Origin of the sequence: Streptococcus fermentans (assembly GCF_040888305.1) — a bacterium.
GTDB classification, from domain to species: domain Bacteria; phylum Bacillota; class Bacilli; order Lactobacillales; family Streptococcaceae; genus Streptococcus; species Streptococcus fermentans.
Genome location: NZ_JBFNFG010000008.1, coordinates 55,095 through 77,463, shown reverse-complemented (window position 1 = coordinate 77,463; position 22,369 = coordinate 55,095). Strand labels below are relative to the sequence as shown.

General features: G+C 40.8%; 22 protein-coding genes. 21 read left to right on the top strand and 1 reads right to left on the bottom strand.

Annotated features, from left to right (window positions below; genetic code table 11):
• The first annotated feature begins 10 nt into the window (after nucleotides 1-10).
• From glmM to AB2B50_RS07840, 10 genes are all read left to right on the top strand, one after another.
• Complete coding sequence (gene glmM / locus AB2B50_RS07885) at nucleotides 11-1,360, top strand: phosphoglucosamine mutase (protein ID WP_320692901.1); 1,350 nt, start codon at nucleotides 11-13, stop codon at nucleotides 1,358-1,360.
• A gap of 65 nt (nucleotides 1,361-1,425) precedes the next feature.
• Nucleotides 1,426-1,800, top strand: a complete 375-nt coding sequence (locus AB2B50_RS07880) for a DUF1149 family protein (RefSeq protein WP_045763528.1) — start codon at nucleotides 1,426-1,428, stop codon at nucleotides 1,798-1,800.
• Nucleotides 1,801-1,803: 3 nt separating this feature from the next.
• Nucleotides 1,804-2,652 carry a DegV family protein gene (locus AB2B50_RS07875; RefSeq protein ID WP_320692902.1) on the top strand — a complete coding sequence of 283 codons (849 nt, stop codon included), beginning with the start codon at nucleotides 1,804-1,806 and terminating at the stop codon, nucleotides 2,650-2,652.
• 282 nt (nucleotides 2,653-2,934) lie between these two features.
• On the top strand, nucleotides 2,935-3,702 hold the full coding sequence (gene dapB / locus AB2B50_RS07870; RefSeq protein WP_320692903.1) for a 4-hydroxy-tetrahydrodipicolinate reductase: 768 nt from the start codon (nucleotides 2,935-2,937) through the stop codon (nucleotides 3,700-3,702).
• Nucleotides 3,699-4,898, top strand: coding sequence for a CCA tRNA nucleotidyltransferase (locus tag AB2B50_RS07865; RefSeq protein WP_316107503.1), 1,200 nt, complete (start codon nucleotides 3,699-3,701; stop codon nucleotides 4,896-4,898). Before dapB ends, AB2B50_RS07865 begins: the two co-directional genes overlap by 4 nt.
• Nucleotides 4,895-6,763, top strand: coding sequence for an ABC-F family ATP-binding cassette domain-containing protein (locus AB2B50_RS07860; protein WP_320692904.1), 1,869 nt, complete (start codon nucleotides 4,895-4,897; stop codon nucleotides 6,761-6,763). The genes AB2B50_RS07865 and AB2B50_RS07860 overlap by 4 nt, the downstream gene beginning before the upstream one ends.
• Nucleotides 6,763-7,368, top strand: a complete 606-nt coding sequence (locus AB2B50_RS07855) for a hypothetical protein (protein WP_316107505.1) — start codon at nucleotides 6,763-6,765, stop codon at nucleotides 7,366-7,368. The genes AB2B50_RS07860 and AB2B50_RS07855 overlap by 1 nt, the downstream gene beginning before the upstream one ends.
• A 122-nt stretch (nucleotides 7,369-7,490) precedes the next feature.
• Nucleotides 7,491-8,003: an adenine phosphoribosyltransferase gene (locus AB2B50_RS07850; protein WP_001049312.1), complete on the top strand. Its 513-nt coding sequence runs from the start codon at nucleotides 7,491-7,493 to the stop codon at nucleotides 8,001-8,003.
• 193 nt (nucleotides 8,004-8,196) lie between these two features.
• Nucleotides 8,197-9,141 carry a homoserine O-acetyltransferase MetA gene (gene metA / locus AB2B50_RS07845; RefSeq protein ID WP_316107507.1) on the top strand — a complete coding sequence of 315 codons (945 nt, stop codon included), beginning with the start codon at nucleotides 8,197-8,199 and terminating at the stop codon, nucleotides 9,139-9,141.
• Between the two features lie 8 nt (nucleotides 9,142-9,149).
• The gene (locus AB2B50_RS07840; RefSeq protein WP_316107508.1) at nucleotides 9,150-9,824 is read left to right on the top strand and encodes a DnaD domain-containing protein; all 675 of its coding nucleotides are present in this window, start codon (nucleotides 9,150-9,152) and stop codon (nucleotides 9,822-9,824) included.
• Nucleotides 9,825-10,203: 379 nt separating this feature from the next.
• Here the strand turns inward: AB2B50_RS07840 and AB2B50_RS07835 are convergent, their stop codons facing one another.
• On the bottom strand, nucleotides 10,204-11,655 hold the full coding sequence (locus AB2B50_RS07835; protein WP_320692905.1) for an alpha-amylase: 1,452 nt from the start codon (nucleotides 11,653-11,655) through the stop codon (nucleotides 10,204-10,206).
• A 245-nt stretch (nucleotides 11,656-11,900) separates the two neighbouring features.
• On the opposite strand from AB2B50_RS07835, the gene AB2B50_RS07830 reads away from it, so the two are divergent.
• From AB2B50_RS07830 to AB2B50_RS07780, 11 genes are all read left to right on the top strand, one after another.
• Entirely contained in the window at nucleotides 11,901-13,064 is a 1,164-nt protein-coding gene (locus AB2B50_RS07830) for a class I SAM-dependent rRNA methyltransferase (RefSeq protein ID WP_320692906.1), read from the top strand.
• Nucleotides 13,061-13,738 (top strand): type I 3-dehydroquinate dehydratase, encoded by a 678-nt coding sequence (gene aroD / locus AB2B50_RS07825; protein WP_320692907.1) that lies wholly within the window; start codon nucleotides 13,061-13,063, stop codon nucleotides 13,736-13,738. Before AB2B50_RS07830 ends, aroD begins: the two co-directional genes overlap by 4 nt.
• Nucleotides 13,728-14,585 carry a shikimate dehydrogenase gene (locus tag AB2B50_RS07820; RefSeq protein ID WP_320692908.1) on the top strand — a complete coding sequence of 286 codons (858 nt, stop codon included), beginning with the start codon at nucleotides 13,728-13,730 and terminating at the stop codon, nucleotides 14,583-14,585. The genes aroD and AB2B50_RS07820 overlap by 11 nt, the downstream gene beginning before the upstream one ends.
• Before the next feature lie 16 nt (nucleotides 14,586-14,601).
• Entirely contained in the window at nucleotides 14,602-15,669 is a 1,068-nt protein-coding gene (gene aroB, locus AB2B50_RS07815) for a 3-dehydroquinate synthase (protein ID WP_320692909.1), read from the top strand.
• 9 nt (nucleotides 15,670-15,678) lie between these two features.
• Complete coding sequence (gene aroC, locus AB2B50_RS07810) at nucleotides 15,679-16,845, top strand: chorismate synthase (RefSeq protein WP_320692910.1); 1,167 nt, start codon at nucleotides 15,679-15,681, stop codon at nucleotides 16,843-16,845.
• A 9-nt stretch (nucleotides 16,846-16,854) separates the two neighbouring features.
• Nucleotides 16,855-17,958 carry a prephenate dehydrogenase gene (locus AB2B50_RS07805; RefSeq protein WP_320692911.1) on the top strand — a complete coding sequence of 368 codons (1,104 nt, stop codon included), beginning with the start codon at nucleotides 16,855-16,857 and terminating at the stop codon, nucleotides 17,956-17,958.
• An 11-nt stretch (nucleotides 17,959-17,969) separates the two neighbouring features.
• Complete coding sequence (locus AB2B50_RS07800) at nucleotides 17,970-18,308, top strand: YlbF/YmcA family competence regulator (protein ID WP_000065982.1); 339 nt, start codon at nucleotides 17,970-17,972, stop codon at nucleotides 18,306-18,308.
• An 89-nt stretch (nucleotides 18,309-18,397) separates the two neighbouring features.
• The gene (aroA, locus tag AB2B50_RS07795; RefSeq protein ID WP_320692912.1) at nucleotides 18,398-19,681 is read left to right on the top strand and encodes a 3-phosphoshikimate 1-carboxyvinyltransferase; all 1,284 of its coding nucleotides are present in this window, start codon (nucleotides 18,398-18,400) and stop codon (nucleotides 19,679-19,681) included.
• On the top strand, nucleotides 19,674-20,150 hold the full coding sequence (locus AB2B50_RS07790) for a shikimate kinase (RefSeq protein ID WP_320692913.1): 477 nt from the start codon (nucleotides 19,674-19,676) through the stop codon (nucleotides 20,148-20,150). The genes aroA and AB2B50_RS07790 overlap by 8 nt, the downstream gene beginning before the upstream one ends.
• Nucleotides 20,147-20,995 (top strand): prephenate dehydratase, encoded by an 849-nt coding sequence (gene pheA / locus AB2B50_RS07785; protein ID WP_320692914.1) that lies wholly within the window; start codon nucleotides 20,147-20,149, stop codon nucleotides 20,993-20,995. The genes AB2B50_RS07790 and pheA overlap by 4 nt, the downstream gene beginning before the upstream one ends.
• Nucleotides 20,992-22,311: an LCP family protein gene (locus tag AB2B50_RS07780; protein WP_320692915.1), complete on the top strand. Its 1,320-nt coding sequence runs from the start codon at nucleotides 20,992-20,994 to the stop codon at nucleotides 22,309-22,311. The genes pheA and AB2B50_RS07780 overlap by 4 nt, the downstream gene beginning before the upstream one ends.
• Nucleotides 22,312-22,369: the final 58 nt, after the last annotated feature.

Sequence of the window (22,369 nt, the reverse complement as noted above, 5' to 3'; positions counted from 1 at the left end):
AGGATATAACATGGGTAAATATTTTGGAACGGACGGAGTCCGTGGAGAAGCAAACGTAGAACTTACGCCAGAATTAGCTTTCAAATTGGGACGTTTTGGAGGTTATGTTCTCAGTCAACATACGACTGAAGCACCAAAAGTGTTTGTAGGACGTGACACTCGTATCTCAGGTCAAATGCTAGAAGCAGCTTTGATTGCTGGCCTCCTTTCAGTCGGAATTCACGTTTACAAACTAGGCGTTCTTGCAACACCAGCAGTAGCTTATCTTGTTAAAACAGAAGGTGCGAGCGCAGGTGTTATGATTTCAGCTAGTCACAACCCAGCCCTTGATAACGGAATTAAATTCTTTGGTGGTGACGGCTTTAAACTAGACGATGACAAAGAAGCAGAAATCGAAGCCTTGCTAGATGCCAGTGAAGATACTCTCCCACGTCCAAGTGCAGAGGGCTTAGGTACGGTTGTTGACTACCCAGAAGGTTTACGTAAGTATGAAGCCTATCTTGTTTCAACTGGAACTCCTCTTGAAGGGATGAAGGTTGCCTTGGATACTGCCAACGGTGCAGCTGCAACAAGTGCTCGTCAAATTTTTGCAGACCTAGGTGCTCAATTAACAGTTATCGGAGAAACTCCAGATGGCCTTAATATCAACTTGAACGTTGGTTCAACTCATCCAGAAGCCTTACAAGAACTTGTAAAAGAAAGTCAATCTGCCATTGGTTTAGCCTTTGATGGCGATAGCGACCGTTTGATTGCAGTAGATGAAAATGGCGAAATTGTCGATGGTGACAAGATCATGTACATCATTGGTAAATACCTTTCTGAAAAAGGTCAGTTGGCCCAAAACACCATTGTGACAACTGTTATGTCCAACCTTGGTTTCCATAAGGCCTTGGATCGTGAAGGGATCAATAAAGCAGTCACTGCAGTTGGAGACCGCTATGTCGTTGAAGAAATGAGAAAATCTGGCTACAATCTCGGTGGTGAGCAGTCAGGTCACGTTATCTTGATGGACTATAATACTACTGGTGATGGTCAGCTTTCAGCGGTTCAATTGACCAAGATCATGCAAGAAACAGGTAAGAGCTTGTCTCAGTTGGCCTCAGAAGTGACTATTTACCCACAAAAATTGGTCAATATCCGTGTGGAAAATGCCATGAAAGAAAAAGCTATGGAAGTGCCAGCTATCAAGGCTATTATCGAGAAGATGGAAGCAGAAATGGCAGGCAATGGTCGCATCCTCGTTCGCCCAAGTGGAACGGAGCCACTCTTGCGTGTCATGGCTGAAGCCCCAACCACTGAGGAAGTAGACTACTATGTAGACACTATTGCTGAAGTTGTTAAAACTGAGATTGGTATTTAGTAAATCTAGCAGAAAATAAAAAAATATGGTACAATGGCAACTATATTGTACCAATGGAGATGAAAATGAATTTAAAACGTGAACAAGAATTTGTTAGTCAGTATCACTTCGATGCGCGTAACTTTGAATGGGAAAATGAAAATGGAGCACCTGAAACTAAGGTTGATGTAAACTTCCAATTGCTTCAGCATGATCAAGAAAATCAAGTTACCTCTTTAGTAGTTGTTTTGAGCTTTATGATTGTCTTTGATAGATTTGTCATTAGTGGAACGATTTCTCAAGTCAATCATGTTGAAGGTCGTATTGTCGACCAACCAAGTGATTTCAGCCAAGAAGAGGTTGAGACACTAGCTCGTCCATGTTTGGATATGCTTAATCGTTTGACTTATGAAGTAACAGAAATTGCCCTTGATTTACCGGGAATTAATTTGGAGTTTTAAGAAATGAAATTAGCGGTCATAACAGACTCATCTGCTTTTCTACAAGCGGAAACCTTGCGGAAAGAAGATTTATTTGTGCTAGACATTCCTGTGAATATCGATGGACAGGAGTATGTTGAAGGTGTAAATCTAACCGCTCAAGAATTTTATGAAAAAATGGCTTCAGCAAGCGAATTGCCAAAAACGAGCCAACCAAGTATTGCCAAGTTGGATGAAATTTTATCATTATTAAAAGATAAAGGCTATACACATGCCTTGGGGCTTTTCCTATCTTCTGGAATTTCAGGATTTTACCAAAACATCCAGTATATGAAGGATGAATATGAAGGGGTAACCATTGCCTTTCCTGATACCCGTATTACAAGCGCTCCCCTAGGCTATATGGTTGAGAGTGTCTTGAAATGGGCAGAGCAAGGAGATGGCTTTGAGTCTATCTTAGATAAAGTAACTGAACAGATTGAAAATACCTCAGCCTTTATCATGGTGGATGATCTTGACCATCTAGTTAAGGGTGGACGACTCTCTAATGGTGCGGCTATTTTGGGGAATCTCCTTAGTATCAAGCCAATCCTATACTTCAATGACCAAGGTGTGATAGAAGTATATGAAAAGGTTCGTACAGAGAAAAAGGCTACAAAACGCTTAGTTGAAATTGTTAAAGAAGCAACAGCTAATGGGAATTACCAGATCACTGTCATTCACGGGAATGCTCCTCAAAAAGCAGCAGATTTGCGCCAGCTTTTAATCGATGGTGGAGTGGCTACAGATGTTTCAATTGCAACCTTCGGTAGTGTTATTGGGACTCACCTGGGAGAAGGAAGTATTGCTCTGGGATATACACCCATAATCTAGACTATTTTTCATGGGCAGCTTACGTCCTTTGTATCTTGAAAATTGAACACGCATGGAACCCAGTGTGAAAAAGATAGTTCTTCCAAGGAGTAGATACTCCTTGCTCAGACCTCCTATTTTCACTTTGTGTTCTTACAGGCTTTGTATCTTAGAAATTGAACACGGACTACCTGCCTCTTGAAAAAAGATGCCTGTCTTGCCTTTCGTGGAAAGTCAGCGCCATTCCCTATTTTTCATGGGCAGCTAACGTCCTTTGTATCTTAAATAGGAGTAGAGATTGAGATGAGTATTCGAGTAATTATTGCTGGTTTTAAGGGAAAAATGGGCCAATCTGCTTGTCAAATGGTTTTGTCTGATCCTGAACTTGAACTGGTAGCGGTTTTAGATCCTTTTGAGTCTGCATCTGACTGGCAGGGAATTCCAGTATTCAATGATAAGGATGACTTGGCAGGTTTTGAGGCAGATGTTTGGGTGGATTTTACAACACCAGCTGTTGCCTATGAGAATACCCGTTTTGCGCTTGAAAATGGCTTTGCACCTGTCGTTGGGACAACAGGTTTCACTAGTCAAGAGATTGAAGAACTAAAAGAATTTTCTCGTTCTAAAAACTTGGGTGGCTTGATTGCTCCTAACTTTGCTTTGGGTGCTGTCTTGCTCATGCAATTTGTAGCACAAGCTGCAAAGTACTTCCCAAATGTAGAGATTATTGAGCTTCACCATGACAAGAAAAAAGATGCCCCTAGTGGAACAGCTATCAAAACAGCTGAGTTGATGGCAGAGGTTCGTGAGTCTATCCAACAAGGTGCTAGCGATGAGGAAGAAATCATCTCAGGTGCACGTGGTGCTAACTTTGATGGTATGCGAATCCACTCAGTCCGTTTGCCAGGTTTGGTAGCTCATCAGGAAGTTATATTTGGAAATCAGGGAGAAGGATTGACCCTACGTCATGACTCCTATGATCGTAGCTCCTTCATGACAGGGGTGAATTTGGGAATCAAAGAAGTTGTCAAGCGTCATGAGCTTGTCTATGGATTAGAACACTTATTATGAGATTAACACAAATGCCTTCTGAATTTCAGAAGGCTTTACCAGTATTAGAAAAAATTAAAGAAGCAGGCTTTGAAGCCTATTTTGTTGGAGGCTCTGTTAGGGATGCCCTACTCAATCGTCCCATCCATGATGTAGATATCGCGACGTCATCTTATCCAGAAGAGACCAAGCAGATTTTCCCTCGTACAGCTGATATCGGGATTGAGCATGGAACCGTCTTGGTTTTAGACGGAGATGAGGAGTACGAAGTGACCACTTTTCGAACAGAAGATGTCTATGTAGACTACCGTAGACCAAGTTCAGTTTCTTTTGTTCGTTCGTTAGAAGAGGACCTCAAGCGCCGAGATTTCACAGTCAATGCCTTTGCCTTGGATGAAGAAGGGGAAATCGTTGATTTATTTGATGGTTTACAAGATCTAGAAAATCAAGTTTTACGAGCAGTTGGTGTAGCTAGTGAGCGTTTCAACGAAGATGCTCTACGCATCATGCGTGGATTTCGTTTTCAAGCTAGTCTTGGTTTTGAACTCGAGCAAGAAACCTTTGAAGCGATGAAGACCTTAACGCCACTCTTAGAGAAAATTTCTGTGGAACGTACTTTTGTTGAATTTGATAAACTTCTTCTGGCTCCTCATTGGCGAGTAGGTCTGTCTTCTATGATTGCAAGTAAAGCTTATGATTATCTTCCAGATATGGCTGGTAGTCAGGACAAACTCCAATCTTTGTTCGACTTAGAGGCTGATTTTACCTTTGAATCTTCTGAACAAGCCTGGGCAGCACTTTTATGGGTTTTAGAAGTGGAAGATGCTCAACAATTTTTGAAACATTGGAAAACTTCGCGTCAATTTGCCAAGCAAGTTCAAGATTTGCTAACAATCTTAGAACTTCGTGAAGAAGGAGAACTAAGCAAGCGCGATTGTTACCGCTTTGATCTAGATTTGCTTTTACAGGCTGAAAATCTTCGTCAGTCTCAAGGAAAAGAAGTCAATCCACAGGCCATTACAGAGACTTACCACAGCCTAACCATCCATGATAAAAAAGAAATTCAAATCAATGGTGGGATTTTGATCAAAGAATATGGCTATCAACCAGGACCAGAAATGGGAGAAATTTTAGCAGAGATTGAGTATGCTATTGTGGATGGAGATTTGGAAAATAACTTGGAAGCTATTCATGCCTACTTGAGGGAGAAAAAATGAGTGATTTTATTGTTGAAAAACTAAGTAAATCCGTTGGAGACAAGACAGTCTTTAAGGATATTTCCTTTATCATTCATGACTTGGACAGAATCGGTCTTATCGGTGTCAACGGAACTGGAAAAACAACCCTTTTAGATGTGCTTTCAGGAGTTTCTGGTTTTGATGGTGATGTTAGCCCTTTTTCGGCAAAGAATGATTACAAAATTGGCTACTTGACTCAGGACCCAGATTTTGATGATAGCAAAACTGTCTTAGATACTGTTCTATCGAGCGATTTGAAAGAAATCCAGTTGATTCGTGAGTATGAATTACTCATGCTCAACTACAGTGAGGACAAGCAGGCCCGTTTGGAAAGGGTTATGGCGGAGATGGATTCCCTCCAAGCTTGGGAAATCGAAAGTCAGGTCAAGACCGTTCTCAGCAAGTTGGGTATTCAGGATTTATCAACTCCCGTTGGAGCACTATCAGGTGGTTTGCGAAGACGGGTTCAGTTGGCGCAAGTCCTTCTGGGCAATCATAATCTTTTGCTTCTTGATGAGCCTACCAACCACTTGGATATTGCCACCATTGAGTGGCTGACCCTCTTTTTGAAAAATTCTAAGAAGACGGTTCTCTTTATCACCCACGATCGTTACTTCCTAGATGCTCTTTCTACGCGAATCTTTGAGTTGGACCGAGCTGGTTTGACCGAATATCAAGGAAATTACCAAGACTATGTTCGTCTCAAGGCTGAACAGGATGAGCGCGATGCAGCTCTACTTCACAAAAAGGAACAACTCTATAAACAGGAATTAGCCTGGATGAGAAGACAACCACAAGCTCGTGCAACCAAGCAACAGGCGCGTATCAATCGTTTCCATGACTTGAAGAAGGAAGTTTCAGATAATAGTGTTGAGACAGACTTAAGCATGAATTTTGAAACTAGCCGTATCGGTAAAAAGGTCATCGAGTTTAAGGATGTTTCCTTTGCCTATGACGACAAGCCGATTCTGAAACATTTTAACCTTTTGGTTCAAGCCAAAGACCGTATCGGAATTGTCGGGGATAATGGTGTTGGGAAGTCAACTCTTCTCAATCTCATTGCGGGAAGTCTTGAGCCAACGGAAGGAGAGGTTATCATCGGTGAGACGGTTCGCATCGCCTATTTCTCTCAACAAATCGAAGGTCTGGATGAAAGCAAGCGAGTTATCAATTACCTACAAGAAGTGGCAGAAGAGGTTAAGACTAGTGGTGGCTCTACGACCTCTATCGCGGAGTTATTAGAACAGTTCCTCTTTCCGCGTTCAACGCACGGTACCTTGATTGAAAAGTTATCTGGTGGAGAGAAAAAACGCCTGTATCTCCTCAAATTGCTCTTGGAAAAACCCAATGTGCTTCTCTTGGACGAGCCAACAAATGATTTAGATATTGCGACCTTAACTGTTCTAGAAAATTTCTTACAAGGTTTTGCAGGTCCAGTTTTGACAGTTAGTCACGACCGCTATTTCCTTGATAAAGTTGCGACTAAGATTCTTGCTTTTGAAAACGGTAGCATTCGTCCTTTCTTTGGGCATTATACCGACTACCTAGATGAAAAAGCCTTCGAAGCAGAAGCGACAAATCAAGTTCAAAAGGCTGAGAAGGAAAAAGTCGTCAAAGTTCGTGAAGAAAAGAAACGCATGACCTACCAAGAAAAGCAAGAGTGGGCAAGTATTGAAGGTGACATCGAAGCCTTGGAAAACCGTATCTCAGTCATTGAAGAGGAAATGCAGGCCAATGGTTCGGACTTTGGGAAGTTAGCTACTCTTCAAAAAGAGTTAGATGAGAAGAATGAAGCCTTGCTTGAAAAATATGAACGCTATGAATATTTAAGTGAGTTGGCGTAATGGAAGAAAAAATTATCAAATGGAGCAGTAAGAAAATCATTTGGACTATTCTTCTCTGCTTCCTTGAGTTAGCTTTTCTTCTTTGGATCCTATCTTTTATGATGACCTATCCCAAGGAGGCACCTGTGGGATTGGTGGTATTAAGACTCTTTGTCTTATTCTTAATCATCATTGTTGGATGGATTTTGTATGAACGTTTGCGACTTCTTTTTTCAGATAAAGAGTATTTGAAATGTACGGCCCAAGGTTTTTCCTATAAGCCACATCCTAAAAAAGATTGGCAGTTTTATTCATGGGGGCAAGTAGAAACGTTTTCTCTTATGAGAATCAAGGGTGGTAGAAGTTCAAGGGATTTTTACACTATTGAAGTTCATTTTTATGACAAGGATTTTATAAAACCCAACTCTTTATGGAATCGTCTACGAAGTAGATTTTTGACTGCAAAGCAATCAAATGTTTTGAAAATCCCAATCTATTTGCTAGATGTCGGTTTACCAAGCAGAGTATTTGAAACCATGTCCTACTTTGAGCGAGAGTGGCGCATCCAACAAAATCGTCAACGCAATCAAAACTCTAAAAACAAAAAGAAGGCAAGATTTCATTAAACGAGCAATAGTTACAGATCTGATTAAAAGCCTTGGACTCAGTTTCCAGGTTTTCTTTCTATTTCTCTTTTCTAAGATTTATGGTATAATAGGGAGTAAAAACTTAAAAAGAAAGAAATGCTATGAACTTAAAAGATTACATTGCAAGTATTGAAAATTATCCACAAGAAGGAATTACATTCCGTGATATCAGCCCTTTGATGGCTAACGGCAATGCCTACAGCTACGCTGTTCGTGAAATCGTCCAATACGCTACTGACAAAAAGATTGATATGATCGTAGGACCAGAAGCTCGTGGATTTATCGTTGGATGTCCAGTCGCTTTTGAGTTGGGAATTGGTTTTGCGCCTGTTCGTAAACCTGGCAAGTTGCCACGTGAAGTCATTTCAGCTGACTACGAAAAAGAATATGGCGTTGATACTTTAACTATGCACGCAGATGCTATCAAACCAGGACAACGTGTTCTTATCGTAGATGACCTCTTGGCAACAGGTGGTACTGTTAAAGCAACCATCGAAATGATTGAAAAATTAGGTGGTGTCGTAGCTGGTTGTGCCTTCTTGATTGAGCTTGACGAGCTAAAAGGTCGTGAGGCAATCGGAGATTACGATTATAAAGTTTTGATGCATTATTAATGAAAAACAGTCCCTAGGGCTGTTTTCTCTTCATCGGATATAAAAAAAGGCTATATCTAGTTAGAGAAAAACTATAATTGAAAACTGTATCTTCTTACAGTATAATAAAGGGAAGCAATGTCATCAGCTGGATTATTCCATTCGATGACAGTCAGGTTACTTGAGTCCAGTATGATACAGTAAGGAGATTTCTATGCCGATTCGAATTGATAAAAAATTACCAGCAGTTGAGATTTTACGAACGGAAAATATTTTCGTCATGGATGACCAGAGGGCGGCTCATCAGGATATTCGACCACTGAAAATTCTGATTTTAAACTTGATGCCACTGAAAATGGTTACAGAAACTCAGCTTTTACGCCATTTAGCCAATACTCCTTTGCAGTTAGATATTGAATTTTTATATATGGAAAGTCATCAGTCGAAAACAACTCGTTCTGAGCATATGAAGACTTTTTATAAGACCTTCTCAGAAGTTCAAGACCAGTATTTTGATGGCTTGATTATTACAGGTGCTCCAGTTGAACATCTCCCTTTTGAAGAAGTGGACTATTGGGAGGAATTTACTAAGGTTATCGATTGGTCTAAGACTCATGTCTTTTCAACCCTGTATATTTGCTGGGGAGCACAAGCGGGTCTATACTATCGCTATGGCGTAGATAAATACCAGATGGACCAGAAGCTTTCTGGGATTTATTCTCAAGATGTTTTGAAAGAAGGTCATCTTCTACTGAGAGGTTTTGATGATTTATATGTATCCCCTCATTCTCGCCATACAGAAGTCCACAAAGAAGATATTCTAAACAAAACAAATCTAGAGATTTTAGCATCAGGAAAAGAGGTAGGAGTCTCTATCCTTGCGAGTCGAGATTTGAGAGAAGTCTATAGCTTTGGGCATTTAGAGTATGATCGCGATACGCTCGCAAAGGAATATTTTAGAGATCTAGATGCTGGTTTAGATCCCCATATACCAGAAAATTATTTCAAAAATGATGACATTCATGAACTTCCTTGTATGCGTTGGAGTTCCTCAGCAGCTCTCTTTTTCAGTAACTGGGTAAATTATGCAGTTTACCAAGAAACGCCTTTTGAATGGAAGAGTGCAGAAGAAGATGTGTCTCATTTTGGATATTTATAAGAGGAATTATGACATATTTAGATGCTTTCAAATCAGGGAATTTGGTCTTACCAAGTGCTCTGCTCTTAAACTACAATCAACTTTTCTCATCAAGCGATGATTTCTTAGTTTGGCAATTCTTTTACCTACAAAATACAACAGCTTTAGGGGAATTGTCCCCAAGTCAAATTGCTGAGAAAATAGGCAAGCAAGTCTATGAAGTCAATCAAGCAATTTCACGCTTGACCGAAAAAGGCTTACTCCAATATCGTACGATTGAACTCAATGGAGAAATAGAAGTTATTTTTGATGCGACCCTTGCTTTAGAACGTTTGGACCAGCTTTTTGAAAAACAAGAACCAAGCCAAGCTGTACCTGCTAAAAATGATTTAAAGAGTTTGGTAGAAACTTTTCAACAGGAATTAGGTCGACTCTTGAGTCCTTTTGAAATTGAAGATTTGGAAAAGAGTTTGAAAGAAGACGGAACCAGTGCAGACTTGATAAAGGAAGCCTTGCGTGAAGCTGTTTTGAATGGTAAACCAAATTGGAAGTACATCCAAGCAATCCTCCGCAACTGGCGTCATGAGGGAATTAAGAGTGTAGCCCAGGTAGAGGCTAAACGCCAGGAGAGAGAAGCAACTAATCCTCAGAATGTACAAGTCTCATCAGATTTTCAAAATGCTATGGATCTTTGGAAAGACTAATTTTAAATATTGATAATAGAAAAATGCCTACAGGCTAGAAAGAAAATCTAGCTTGTGGGCATTTTTTGTGGGTTTTATACTCAATGAAAACCAAAGAGCAAACTAGGAAGCGNGCTATGGATCTTTGGAAAGACTAATTTTAAATATTGATAATAGAAAAATGCCTACAGGCTAGAAAGAAAATCTAGCTTGTGGGCATTTTTTGTGGGTTTTATACTCAATGAAAACCAAAGAGCAAACTAGGAAGCGAGCCGCAGGTTGCTCAAAACACCGTTTTGAGGTTGTGGATAGAACTGACGAAGTCAGCTCAAAATACTGTTTTGAGGTTGCAGATGGAAGCTGACGTGGTTTGAAGAGATTTTCGAAGAGTATTAATTGATTAGTTAACCAGTCCCCATACACTAAGAGAGCGTTCTGTAACGGGAAAATCACCGTATCCTTCATCATTAATCGTTACTTGATCTGAATGGTTACCAAGTAAATCAACAAATGTTTGACCAGCCCATTCTTGACCAACAAACATGGTTTTAGAGTTTGCTTGGGCATTAGAAATCACGATGGCAAGTGGTGATTGATTTTCAGAACCTGAACGAACCCAACCGATACAATTAGGATCGTCAAAGTAGTCAGTCTGCTCTCCATAAGCCAACTCTTTTCGGATAGCTAGCAAACGGTCGAGGACATCCTTGAAGTCTTCTTGAGCATATTGACCAGAAATACCATAGTAGTCTCCATAAAAGACACATGGGAGCCCCTGCTCACGCAAAAGAATGAGGGCGTAGGCTGCTGGTTTAAACCATTCTTCAACAGTGGATTCAAGTGCTTGGCCACGTTGAGTATCATGGTTATCGACAAAGGTTACAGCTCGGTCTGGATTGAGTTTTACTAGACTATCCTCAAAGATGGTTGTTAAATCATAATCTTTTCCAGCCTTGCTTGCTTCAAAGAGATTTTGGTGAAGACGAACATCGACAAGATCAAAGCGTTCTTCAATTTTTTCAAGGTAGTCCAGATTTGCTTCCTTGTCTGGATTCCAGAATTCTCCAAAGACATAGAAGTCTTGGCCATATTTTTCTTTTATATCGCGAATGAAATTGCGCATAAAGAAAGAGTCAATGTGTTTGACTGCATCCAAACGGAAACCAGTTACACCAGTTGTTTCCATAAACCAATCTGCCCAATCGTAGATATTTTTTATCACTTCAGGATGTTTGAAATCTAGATCGGCATACATGAGATAGTCGTAATTGCCATTCTCATTGTCGACTAATTCCTCATGAGCCCAGCCTTTGTTGTCTCCCTGTATCAGATAGATTCCAGATTTACGGCGTTTAGCATCGTAGTCAGTTCCAGTAAAGTGGTACCAGTGCCAGTGGAAGTCATTGTAGGTATTTTGTCGCCCATCAAAAGCAAAACCAGTCCAGCCATTGATGGTAAAAGGTTCTCCTAGTTCCACAGTTCGATCTTCTGGATCCACTTCGATAACTTGAAAAGATTCTAAATGGTCAGCGGCTGCCTTATGATTTAAGACGATATCAGCCATTGGTTGAATCCCATGAGATTTTAAAGTTTGGATGGCATGAAGATAGTCTTCCTTAAAGCCATACTTAGTACGTACAGTACCCTTCTGATTAAATTCTCCAAGGTCAAACAAGTCATAGACGCCATAACCAACATCTTTTTCATTTGTTGCTTTAAAAGCAGGTGGCATCCAAATGTGACTAATGCCTAAGTTAGCTAGGTGTTCAGCGTCGTCAGCTAGGCGCGTCCAGTGTTTTCCATCGTGGGGTAGATACCATTCAAAATATTGCATTAAGGCTTGATTTTTCATAGTTTATCCTCTTACTTACAGTGATGAGAATTATTGTAGCATAAAGTCAGCTTCTGCGCAAACGTTTGCGCTTAAATTAAACTCTTTAAATTTTATGTCTATTTTTCAACTAGAAGTGTTGAAAAATACAAAATAAAAATAGTAGGACTAATGGGAGGAAAAATTCTCTCAGATAGGGCAAGATGATGGATAAATCAATAGTTTCTATTTTGTGAATTGTCATAAAATTTGTTATAATAGTGTTTATGAATAAAGTGTTCGTCAGTAGACGTATTGAAAAAAAACTAAACCAAGGTCTAGTACTTTTGGAGGAAATTGATTTTCCAGAACTATCTGAAACTGATCAAGAAGTCGAGTTATTGAGTCAAAACAAGCAGTTTTTGGGCAAGGCTTATTTATCTCGTCAAAATAAGGGGATTGGTTGGTTTGTAACGAACCAGAAGCTTTCTTTTAACCAAAAATTTTTTGAAAGTTTGTTTGAAAAAGCCAAACAAAAACGTTCTTCTTACTATCAAGATGAGTTGACAACTGCCTTTCGTTTGTTTAATCAAGAAGGCGATGGTTTTGGTGGAATGACTTTGGATCTCTATGGAGATTATGTTGTTTTCTCCTGGTATAACTCCTATGTCTATGGGCTACGCCAACAGATCCTAGCAGCTTTTGCTCAGGTTTTTCCTGAAGTCTTAGGTGCCTATGAAAAGATTCGTTTTAAAGGTCTAGACTATGAGTCTGCCCATATCTATGGTCAAGAAGCACCAGAAAATTTTACAGTTCTTGAGAATGGTGTCCTCTATCAAGTCTTTATGAATGACGGTCTTATGACAGGCATCTTCTTGGACCAACATGAAGTGCGTGGTAGCTTGGTTGATGGTTTAGCTATGGGGAAATCCTTACTCAATATGTTTTCCTATACAGCAGCTTTCTCAGTTGCTGCAGCCATGGGAGGTGCTAGTGAAACAACCTCTGTAGACCTGGCCAAACGTTCAAGAGAACTGTCAGAAGCTCATTTTCATGCCAATGGACTCAGTCTTGACAGTCATCGTTTCATTGTCATGGATGTCTTTGAATACTTTAAATACGCTAAACGTAAGGGTTTATCTTATGATGTGATCGTTCTTGATCCACCTAGCTTTGCCCGTAATAAAAAGCAAACTTTCTCTGTAGCTAAGGACTATCACAAGTTGATTTCCCAGAGTTTAGAGATTTTAAATCCGGGAGGTATGATCATTGCTAGCACCAATGCTGCCAATGTTTCCCGTCAAAAATTTATAGAACAAATTGACAAAGGATTCGCAGGAAGAAAATATCAGGTTCTTCAAAAGTATGGACTTCCAGCAGACTTTGTCTACAATGAAAAAGATGAAAGTAGTAATTACCTCAAGGTGATTAGCATGAAGGTAACTAAATGAAATTAGTCGTTTCAGTAATGCCAAAGAGTATAGAAGAGGTGCAAGGAATCGATGCCATGCGGTATATCGATGCAGATATCATTGAGTGGCGTGCCGATTTCCTACCAAAAGAGGCTATTTTACAGGTAGCCCCAGCTATTTTTGAAAAATTTGCAGGTCGCGAACTCCTCTTTACCCTACGAACTCGTGCTGAGGGAGGCGAAATCGATTTGGATTCGGTGGAGTATGTACAAATTATCAAAGATGTAGCTCAACTCTATCAACCTGAATATATCGATTTTGAGTATTTCTCCCATAAGGATGTTTTTGAAGAAATGCTTGATTTTCCAAATCTAGTTTTGAGTTATCATAATTTCCAAGAAACTCCAGAGAATATGATGGAAATCTTATCCGAGCTAACCAGTCTAACTCCGAAAGTGGTTAAAGTATCGGTTATGGCTCAAACAGAACAAGATGTATTGGACCTTATGAACTTTACACGTGGCTTTAAAACATTGAACCCAGAACAAGAATATGTGACGATTTCTATGGGGAAAGTGGGTAAGGTTTCTCGTATCACTTCAGATGTGACGGGTTCTAGCTGGTCTTTTGCAAGTCTGGATGAAGCCAGTGCTCCAGGACAGATTTCACTTTCTAGCATGAAAAAAATTCGGGAGATACTAAATGAAGATTGATGGCTACACACGTTTAGCAGCTGTAGTCGCCAATCCTATCAAACACTCCATTTCACCTTTCATTCACAACAGAGCTTTTGAGGCAACTCATACCAATGGGGTTTATCTTGCTTGGGAGATAGAAGGAACAGACTTGGCAGAAACAGTTGCCAACATTCGTCGTTACCAGATGTTTGGAATCAATCTTTCTATGCCCTACAAGGAGCAGGTGATTCCTTATTTGGATCAATTGAGTGAAGAAGCTCGTTTGATTGGTGCTGTTAATACAGTGGTGAATCGAGATGGAACTTTAATCGGATATAACACAGATGGCAAGGGATTCTTTAAGAGCTTGCCTTCTTTTAAAATATCTGGGAAAAGAATGGTCTTGTTAGGAGCAGGCGGTGCAGCCAAGGCAATTTTGGCACAGGCAATCTTGGATGGAGTCAGTCAGGTTTCTGTCTTTGTACGTTCGGCTTCAATAGAAAAAACAAGACCTTACTTAGAAAAACTGCAAAATGAAACAGGGTTTAAAGCAGATTTATTTGCTTTAGAAGATGTTTCTGAACTGCAAGCAAGGATAACTGATTCAGATTTACTGGTCAATGCGACCAGTGTGGGTATGGATGGAGTATCTCTGCCAATCTCAGCAAGTATCGTTTTACCAGAGAGGCTCTTGGTAGCTGATGTGATTTATCAACCCTTTGAGACACCATTTTTTAAGTGGGCAAGAAACCAGGGCAATCACGCTGTTAATGGCCTAGGCATGTTGCTTTACCAAGCTGCGGAAGCTTTTCAGTTATGGACAGGCAAGGAAATGCCAACCGCTCAAATCTGGGAATTACTAAAACAAAAGTATCAAAAATGAAAAAAGGAGAACTGCTATGAAAATCAGAATAGACCTTCCCCACCATCCTTATGATATTCAGATTGAAAAAGGATGCCTGTCTCAAGCAGGAAAATGGTTGCGGGAACTTTGGCAACCGCAAAAAGTCGTTATCATTACCGATAACCATGTGGCTTCTCTCTATGCAGAAAAAGTTAAATTGAGCCTAGAGGATGCTGGTTTTCAAGTGGCAGTTTTTGACTTTCTAGAGGGTGAAGAGCGAAAAAATCTAACCACAGTTCAAAAGGCTTATGAATTTCTAGTTAAGCAAGACTTGACTCGCAGTGACGGCATCGTAGCTTTAGGTGGTGGTGTCGTTGGTGATTTGGCTGGCTTTGTAGCCTCAACCTATATGCGAGGTATTCACTTTGTTCAAATTCCGACCAGTTTGACTGCTCAAGTGGATTCTTCAATCGGTGGTAAGACAGGAGTAAATACTCCTTTTGCCAAGAATATGGTGGGAACTTTTGCCCAGCCAGATGGTGTTTTGATTGATCCAACCGTTCTTGAAACCTTAGGTAAGAGAGAGTTGATTGAAGGAATGGGTGAAGTCATCAAGTACGGCTTAATTGAAGATCCAGAACTCTGGGACTTGTTATCTGAAATGGATGGTTCTGTAGAGAGTATTTTGGAGCATTCAGAAAGTTTGATTGAGCATTCTTGCCAGGTGAAGCGCAAGATGGTAGTTGAGGATGAATTAGACAATGGTATTCGTCTCTATCTAAACTTTGGTCACACAATTGGTCATGCTATCGAAGCAACTGCTGGTTATGGACGTGTCATGCATGGTGAGGCAGTAGCGATGGGAATGGTTCAGGTCTCTAAAGTAGCCGAACAAAAAGGTCTTATGCCAGCTGGAATCACTCAGTCTATCCGAGAAATGTGTCAGAAATTTGGGCTTCCTGTGGATTATGACAACTGGGATGTTGATAAGCTTTATCAGGCTTTGACTCACGATAAAAAAGCGCGTGGCAACACTATGAAATTAGTCTTGGTACCAGAACTTGGTTCAGCAATGATTCACCCAGTTTCTCTCGAAGAAATGAAAGATTACTTGGTAAAATAAGGAGAATGTATGAGATATTTAACAGCAGGAGAATCACACGGTCCTCGTCTGACAGCAATTATTGAAGGAATCCCAGCAGGTCTTCCTTTGACTGCCGAGGATATCAATGAGGATCTCAAACGTCGCCAAGGTGGTTACGGTCGTGGTGGACGCATGAAGATCGAGAGCGACCAAGTTGTCTTTACTTCTGGTGTTCGCCACGGGAAGACGACAGGGGCTCCCATTACCATGGATGTCATTAACAAAGACCATCAAAAATGGCTTGATATCATGTCTGCAGAGGATATTGAAGACAAACTTAAAAGTAAACGAAAAATCACTCATCCTCGCCCAGGTCACGCTGACTTGGTAGGAGGTATCAAATACCGCTTTGATGATTTGCGAAATTCCCTAGAACGTTCATCTGCTCGTGAAACGACTATGCGAGTAGCAGTCGGGGCTGTAGCCAAGCGTTTATTGGCTGAGCTTGATATTGAAATTGCTAACCATGTTGTTGTCTTTGGTGGTAAGGAAATCGATGTTCCAGAAAACTTGACAGTCGCAGAGATTAAGAAACTAGCTGCCCAGTCAGAAGTTTCTATCGTTAACCAAGAACGTGAGCAGGAGATCAAGGACTATATTGACCAAATCAAACGTGATGGAGATACCATCGGTGGTGTTGTCGAAACAGTTGTCGGTGGTGTTCCGGTTGGTCTGGGTTCTTATGTTCAATGGGATCGCAAACTAGATGCAAGATTAGCTCAAGCGGTTGTCTCCATCAATGCCTTTAAGGGTGTGGAGTTTGGTCTTGGTTTTAAAGCTGGTTATCTCAAGGGTAGCCAAGTCATGGATGAAATTCTCTGGTCACCAGAAGATGGCTACACTCGTCGTACTAATAATCTTGGAGGTTTCGAAGGTGGTATGACCAATGGTCAACCCATTATTGTTCGTGGGGTCATGAAACCAATTCCGACTCTCTATAAGCCATTAATGAGTGTCGATATTGAAACCCATGAACCTTATAAAGCAACGGTGGAGAGAAGTGATCCAACCGCTCTTCCAGCAGCAGGTGTTGTTATGGAAGCAGTCGTAGCAACAGTTTTGGCCCAAGAAATTCTAGAGAAATTCTCTTCTGATAATCTGGAGGAATTAAAAGAAGCTGTTGCTAAACATCGGGAGTATACAAAGAATTATTAAGGAGTTCTTATGGCTAAAACCATCTATATCGCAGGGTTGGGTTTGATTGGTGCTTCCATGGCACTGGGAATCAAGCGGGATCATCCTGATTATGAAATTTTAGGATACAATCGCAGTCAGGCATCTAGAGATATTGCCTTGGAGCGAGGAATGATTGATTGTGCGACGGATGATTTTGCCAGTTTTGCTCCACTTGCAGATGTCATCATTCTTACCTTGCCAATCAAGCAAATCATTGCTTTTTTACAAGAATTGGCAACTTTGGAACTAAAAGAAGGTGTCATTATTTCTGATGCTGGATCGACCAAGTCAGCTATCGTGGCTACAGCTGAGAACTGTTTTGCAGATAAGCCTGTTCGCTTTGTTGGAGCGCATCCTATGGCAGGGAGTCATAAGACAGGAGCTGCTTCTGCCGATGTTAATCTTTTTGAAAATGCCTACTATATCTTTACGCCTTCGAGCTTAACAACCCAGGATACGCTTGAAGAAATGAAGGACTTGCTGTCAGGTCTGCACGCTCGTTTCATTGAAATCGATGCGGAAGAGCATGACCGAGTGACTTCTCAGATCAGTCATTTTCCGCATATCTTAGCATCAGGCTTGATGGAACAAACTGCCAGTTATGCTGAAGAACATGAGATGGCACGACGCTTTGCGGCAGGTGGTTTCCGTGATATGACACGGATTGCCGAAAGTGAGCCAGGCATGTGGACTTCTATCCTCTTATCCAATCGAGAGACCATTATTGAATGCATCGAGGATTTCAAGCGACGTTTAGACGAGGTTGGACAAGCAATCAGTAAGGGTGACGAAAACCAAATCTGGAACTTTTTTAATCAAGCGCGTGAACAACGTCAAGCTATGGAAATCCATAAACGTGGAGGAGTAGATAGCTCATTTGATCTTTATGTAGATGTTCCCGATGAGGAAGATGTGATCTTGCGCATCTTGGAATTGCTAAGAGGAACTTCCTTGGTCAATATCCATATCAATGAGGAAAACCGTGAAGATATTCACGGGATTCTGCAAATTTCCTTTAAGAATGCTCAGGATTTAAAACGTGCTGAGCAAGTCATTACAGAAAATACGAATTACACAGTCGTTATTAAATAAGGAGGACAATTATGTCAAATATTTATGATAGTGCAAACGAACTTAGTCGTGGACTACGTGAATTGCCTGAATACAAGGCGGTTAAAGAAGCTAGAGATGCTATTCAAGCCGATGCAGAAGCTAGCAAGATTTTTGCGGATTATGTTGCTTTTCAGCATGAAATCCAAGTGATGGCCCAAACTGGTCAAATGCCAGACGCTTCTTTCCAAGAAAAAATGGAAAGCTTTGGCAAGTTGATTCAGGGCAACGCTCTCTTGTCAGCCTTCTTTGCCAAACAGCAACAACTTTCTATTTATCTATCTGATATTGAAAAAATTGTTTTTGAACCAATTTCAGAACTTTTAAAATAAGAATTTACCTCATAAAGTCAGGAATTTTTAAGAAATTTCTGACTTTTTATGATAAAATAAGAAAAAGTATTGTCAGTATGAGGTCTAGTATGAAGTTAAAAACAAACATTAACCATTTGAATGGTAGTATTCGAGTACCAGGTGATAAGTCTATCAGTCATCGCTCTATCATTTTTGGGAGCTTGGCTGAGGGCGAGACTAAAGTTTATGATATCTTGCGTGGCGAAGATGTTTTGTCAACCATGCAAGTTTTTCGTGACCTCGGTGTTGAGATAGAGGACAAGGATGGTGTCGTTACCATTCAAGGTGTTGGTATGGATGGATTGGAAGCCCCTCGGAATGCTCTCGATATGGGGAATTCTGGGACCTCTATTCGTTTGATTTCAGGCGTCCTTGCTGGTGCAGACTTTGAAGTAGAGATGTTTGGAGATGACAGTCTTTCCAAACGTCCTATGGACCGTGTGACCTTTCCTTTGAAAAAAATGGGAGTTAGCATTTCTGGTCAGACAGAGCGAGACTTGCCACCTTTGCACTTAAAAGGAACGAAAAATTTAACACCTATTCATTATGAATTGCCAATTGCCTCTGCTCAAGTCAAGTCAGCCTTGATTTTTGCAGCTTTGCAGGCTCAGGGTCAGTCTGTCATCATTGAGAAGGAGTGCACTCGTAATCATACAGAAGATATGCTGCGTCAATTTGGTGGAGACTTGAGTGTCGATGGTAAGAAAATCACAGTTCAGGGACCACAGAAACTAAATGGACAAACGGTTGTCGTACCTGGAGATATTTCTAGTGCAGCCTTTTGGTTGGTCGCAGGTCTGATTGTGCCGAATTCTCGTGTGGTACTTAAGAATGTCGGTATTAACGAAACTCGTACAGGGATTATTGATGTTATCCGTGCTATGGGTGGCAAATTAGAGATTACTGATATTGATCCAATTGCTAAGTCTGCAACCTTGACTGTCGAAACTTCAGGCCTAAAAGGAACAGAGATTGGTGGAGCCTTGATTCCGCGCTTAATTGATGAATTACCAATTATCGCTCTCCTTGCTACTCAAGCTCAAGGGCAAACGGTCATCAAAGATGCAGAAGAACTCAAGGTTAAAGAAACTGACCGTATTCAAGTTGTCGCAGACGCTTTAAATAGCATGGGAGCAGCTATTACTCCTACAGCAGACGGCATGATTATCAAAGGGAAATCTGCTCTCCATGGAGCCAGAGTCAATACCTTTGGTGACCACCGTATCGGCATGATGACAGCCATTGCAGCGCTTTTAGTGGCAGATGGAGAAGTTGAATTGGATCGTGCAGAAGCTATTAATACTAGCTACCCAAGCTTCTTTGATGATTTGGAGATTTTGATTCATGGCTAAGGTTTTACTAGGTTTTATGGGTGCAGGAAAATCTACTATTGCTAGAGGCTTAGATCCTGACTTTGTAGACATGGATGCCTTGCTGGAAGACCGACTGGGGATGCCGATTGCTCGTTTCTTTGAAGTAAAAGGAGAAACAGCCTTCCGTCAGCTAGAAGAAGAAGTACTGGCTGAACTGCTGAAGACAGATAAAGTTATTTCCACAGGAGGAGGAGTAGTCATTTCTCCGCGTAATCGGGCCTTGCTCAAGCAAAATGCTGATAATATCTACCTAAAAGCAGGTTTTGAGACTCTTTACCAGCGAATTTCAGCCGATAAGGACAATCAACGTCCACTATTTTTAAAGAATAGCAAGGAAGATTTGGCTGAGATTTTTAAAGAAAGACAAGCTTGGTATGAGGAAGTAGCTAGTCGAGTTGTAGATGTGTCCAAGCTAAGCCCAGAAGAAATTATAGAGGAACTGAGATGAAAATTGCCTATCTAGGTCCCAAGGGATCTTTTTCGCACCATGTTGTGCAAACGGCTTTTCCTCATGAGGAACTGGAGCCATTTTCAAGTATTACAGACGTTATCAAGGCCTATGAACAAGGTTTGGTAGACTATTCAGTAGTGCCAGTTGAAAATTCTATTGAAGGTAGTGTTCATGAGACCTTAGACTATCTTTTCCATCAAGCTCGCATTCAAGCTGTGGCAGAGATTGTTCAACCAATCCATCAACAGCTGATGGCGGTACCAGGACAGTCTAAAATAGAGAAAATCTTTTCTCATCCGCAGGCATTAGCCCAAGGGAAGAAATTTATTGACGAGCATTTTCCAGATGCTCAACTAGAAGTCACTGCCAGTACAGCCTACGCTGCGCGCTATGTTTCCGAACACCCTGATCAACCATTTGCGGCCATTGCCCCAAGAAGTTCTGCAGAGGAATATGGTTTAGAACTGATTGCTCAAGATATTCAAGAGATGGAAGCCAATTTTACTCGTTTTTGGGTTTTGGGACCTAAATTACCACAAATCCCCTTGAGTCCAGGTTCTGAAAAGATGAGTCTAGCTTTGACCTTGCCAGATAATCTTCCAGGTGCATTATACAAAGCACTTTCTACCTTTGCATGGCGCGGGATTGACTTGACTAAAATTGAGAGTCGTCCCCTAAAAACAGCCTTGGGCGAATACTTTTTTATCATTGATGTCGCTTATACTGATAAAGAACTGGTCCACTTTGCTCAAAAAGAACTAGAAACGATTGGAATCCAGTATAAAGTACTAGGTGCTTATCCTATCTATACCATACAGGATAAAGGAAAGGAGAAGGAATGACTAGAGAGAATCCTTTGACACACCATGAAAAACTGAGATATGACTATCTTTTGAAAAATATTCATTATTTGAATGAAAAAGAAAAGAGAGAATTTGACTTTTTACATGCTAAGTTAGAAGGTCAAAAAGGTACAGAGGAAGTTTTCAATCCAGAAGCCAAAGAACAACTTCTTTCAGACTCTGGTATCGACCTGCCAACCTATGCTAATCGTAGCCGTTCTAGTCGCCGTAGTGGCGGGGCTCAACTGGAAACGAAGGTTCCAAAAGCTAAGAAGCAAAAGAAAAAAAGAGGTTTTCGTTTTAAACGCTTATTTGCTTGGTTAGGGATGTTATTCCTTTGTGTAGCAGTTGGAATGATCGTTATGTTCTTAAAGGGATTCCAATCGGCGAATCCTAATAGCTCAAATGGGCCCAAAGATGCCAAAGCTGCTCAGGTTGAAGTCTTCAATGGACAAGATACGCGTGATGGGGTTAATATTCTTATTTTGGGTACGGATGGACGTATCGGACAGAATAGTGCAGAAACACGGACAGATTCCATTATGGTTCTGAATGTAAGTGGCAAAGATAAAAAATTGAAGCTCGTTAGCTTTATGCGTGATAACTTGGTCTATATTGATGGATATAGCCAAGTCATCAATGGTCAAAAACAGACCGACCATAAATTAAACTTAGCCTACGAATTAGGGGAACAAGAAGGTAAACAAGGAGCTGAAATGGTCCGCAAGGTCCTCAAGGATAATTTTGATCTAGACATCAAATATTATGCCCTTGTCGATTTTCAAGCCTTTGCGACAGCCATTGATACGCTTTTCCCTGATGGTGTGACCATTGATGCTCAGTTTTCAACTCTAAACGGGGTCCCAGTTACAGAAGCGACTGTAGGAGATGACTTGCACGCAACGGAAACTGAGTCACCGACTCAAACCATTCGAGCTGGGAAACAACAGATGAATGGTTCGACTCTTCTCAACTATGCACGTTTCCGTGATGATGATGAAGGGGACTATGGCCGTACTCGTAGACAGCAACAAGTCATGACTGCTGTTTTACAACAAATTAAAGATCCGACAAAACTTTTCACTGGTTCGGAAGCTCTTGGTAAAGTATTCGCCATGACCTCTACAAACCTTCCATATACTTTCTTATTGACCAATGGCTTATCAGTCCTTGAAGGTGCGCAGAATGGTATTGAAAGATTGACAGTTCCAGAACTTGGAGACTGGGTAGACGACTTTGATGTATACGGTGGTCAATCCCTTCGAGTGGACCAAAAAGCTTATCAAAATAAATTGGCCCAGATGGGATTTAGATAAAATGTAAAATGAATCAGAGCTTGAGGCACCTATGAAAATAGGTATCTCAGGCTTTGAT